Origin of the sequence: Kitasatospora sp. NPDC057512 (genome assembly GCF_042802135.1) — a bacterium.
GTDB lineage: Bacteria > Actinomycetota > Actinomycetes > Streptomycetales > Streptomycetaceae > Kitasatospora.
Map to the genome: position 1 here is coordinate 1 of NZ_JBHVET010001090.1, position 1969 is coordinate 1969.

Below are 1969 nucleotides of genomic sequence, written 5' to 3' on the forward strand. Positions count from 1 at the left end.
GCCCGCCACCGGGCTGGACCCGCGGCTGCGCGCGGCGATGGCGGCGCTGGCCGCCGACGGCCGGGAGCCGCTGGAGGGCCTGGCCGCGCGCGTCGGGCTGTCCCCGCAGCGCCTGCGGGCCCTGGCGCGGCGGCAGTTGGGCGTGCCGCTGGCGCGCTGGCGCAGCTGGCAGCGGCTGTCCCGGGCGGCACTCGCCCTCGGCGAGGGGTGCTCGCCGGCGCAGGCGGCGCTCGCGGGCGGGTTCGCCGACCAGGCCCATCTCACCCGGTGGATGCGGGAGTTGACGGGGCTGACGCCCTCGCAGGTGCTGCCCGCCCTGCGCGGGGCGGCGGTTCAGGCCGGGCGGCGCGCGGTGTAGAAGGACATCGAGCCGGTCACCGTCGCGACGGTGTCCACCTCGCGCACGCCCTCGAAGCCGGCCTCGGTGATCAGCCGGGGCAGGATGCCGTCGGCGTTCGGCTGGGTGTCCTCCTTGCCGTCGGCGAACTGGACGATCCGGAAGGCCAGCCGCATGGCCGCCGTGCGCTGCCGCCCGTAGTCGGCGATCACCAGCTTCCCGCCGGGGCGCAGCGTGCGGTGCATGGCGGCGAGGACGGCCTGCTTCATCGGGACGGGGCACTGGTGCAGGACGAGACTGGAGACGACGGTGTCGGCGGTCCCGGGCCCGACGACGTCGTCGACCGCGTCGCCCATGCCGGTGCGGAAGTCGGGGTCGACGCCGGCCGCGGCGGCCTTGCGGCGGGCCAGGCGCAGCACGGCGGGGTCGGGGTCGACGCCGATGACGGTGGCCTGCGGTTCGGCGCGCCCCAGCAGGACGGCGAAGGAGCCGGTGCCGCAGCCGACGTCGACGATGACGTCACCGGGGCGCGGGGCGGCGTGCATGGCGAGCAGGCTGCGCCACAGGCGTTCGCGGGTGAGCGAGACGATCGGGTCGTAGAGCCCGAGGGCGAGGCGTCCGGCGGCGGGGGTGAAGGTGTCGGTCGGTGTCATCCGGCCAGTGTGGTCGGGCGGTTGGGGCCGCGTCTTGAACGAATCGCTCGCCGGTCTCGGGCGGAGGGGCGGTTCAGGAAGGGGTCGAAGCAGGGGCTGTACGGGCCGCCCGGAGCAGCAGGACCAGCCCGAGCCCCAGGTCGACGGCCACGTCCAGTGCCTGCAGCCAGTCGGCCGTCTTCCCGGGCGAGTAGATCTCCAGGTAGTCGGAGAGCGCGTGCAGCAGGACCAGCGGCCAGACGCTCCCGATGTACAGGCGCGCCCCGCACAGGAAGAAGCCGAACGCGCCGGCCTCCAGGACCTGCCACAGCGTGTTGCCCAGGGGTGCGCCGAAGAACAGCCAGTTGTCGAGGTGCCCGACCCCGAACAGCACCGCCGTCAGCGCCCCCGCGCGCACCGGGCCGAGCGGCCGCGCGACCTCCAGCACCAGTGCCCGGCTGCTCAGTTCCTCGCTGACCCCGATGGCGAGCATCAGCACCACCCCGCCCGCCAGGGTCGCCGCGCCGCCCTCGATCCCGGGCAGCGCCGCCAGCCCGGCCAGCACCGCCACCGGCAGCAGCACCGTCCAGCGCGCCATCACCCCGGGGCCCGTCACCCCGCCGGCCGCCAGCAGCCCCCAGGCCCGGAGCAGCACCAGCACCACCGCCGCGCCCGCCAGGTTGACCACGGTCGGCCCCAACTGCGGGAACCACCCGGGCTCCAACGGCGGCAGCGCCTTCGCCACCACCACGATCGTCGCCTGCCAGACGATCGCGACGGCGACCGCCCCCAGCACCGGATGCCGGCGCACCTGGCTCCCCCATTGTGTCAACACGGCCCGATGGTAGGCGCGAGAACGTCAAGTCACCGCTGGCTCGGATGAGTTGATCCCCAACCGAGATACCGGTGACACCTCGATCTCCCGCATGCCGCCCGATGCGTAGGAAGTCGGACCCGCCGACTTCCTACGCACACCACGGCAGACCGGGCGGCCCTGCGC

3 protein-coding genes are annotated in these 1969 nt (G+C 74.9%); 1 reads left to right on the forward strand and 2 read right to left on the reverse strand.

What is annotated here, in order from left to right:
• Positions 1-358 (forward strand): helix-turn-helix domain-containing protein (locus ACFU6K_RS37880; RefSeq protein WP_380671034.1); only part of this gene is annotated, 358 nt, incomplete at its 5' end.
• Here ACFU6K_RS37880 and ACFU6K_RS37885 read toward each other — a convergent pair.
• Together ACFU6K_RS37885 and ACFU6K_RS37890 are read right to left on the reverse strand one after the other, a co-directional pair.
• Positions 334-990 carry a class I SAM-dependent methyltransferase gene (locus ACFU6K_RS37885; protein ID WP_380671036.1) on the reverse strand — a complete coding sequence of 219 codons (657 nt, stop codon included), beginning with the start codon at positions 988-990 and terminating at the stop codon, positions 334-336. The two genes, ACFU6K_RS37880 and ACFU6K_RS37885, sit on opposite strands and share 25 nt — an antisense overlap.
• A gap of 73 nt (positions 991-1063) precedes the next feature.
• Positions 1064-1804 carry a CPBP family intramembrane glutamic endopeptidase gene (locus ACFU6K_RS37890; protein ID WP_380671038.1) on the reverse strand — a complete coding sequence of 247 codons (741 nt, stop codon included), beginning with the start codon at positions 1802-1804 and terminating at the stop codon, positions 1064-1066.
• Between the last annotated feature and the right edge of the window lie 165 nt (positions 1805-1969).

Excerpts from the sequence above, each read along its gene's own strand:
- ACFU6K_RS37885 (WP_380671036.1), bottom strand. The coding sequence starts at position 990 with ATGACACCGACCGACACCTTCACCCCCGCCGCCGGACGCCTCGCCCTC.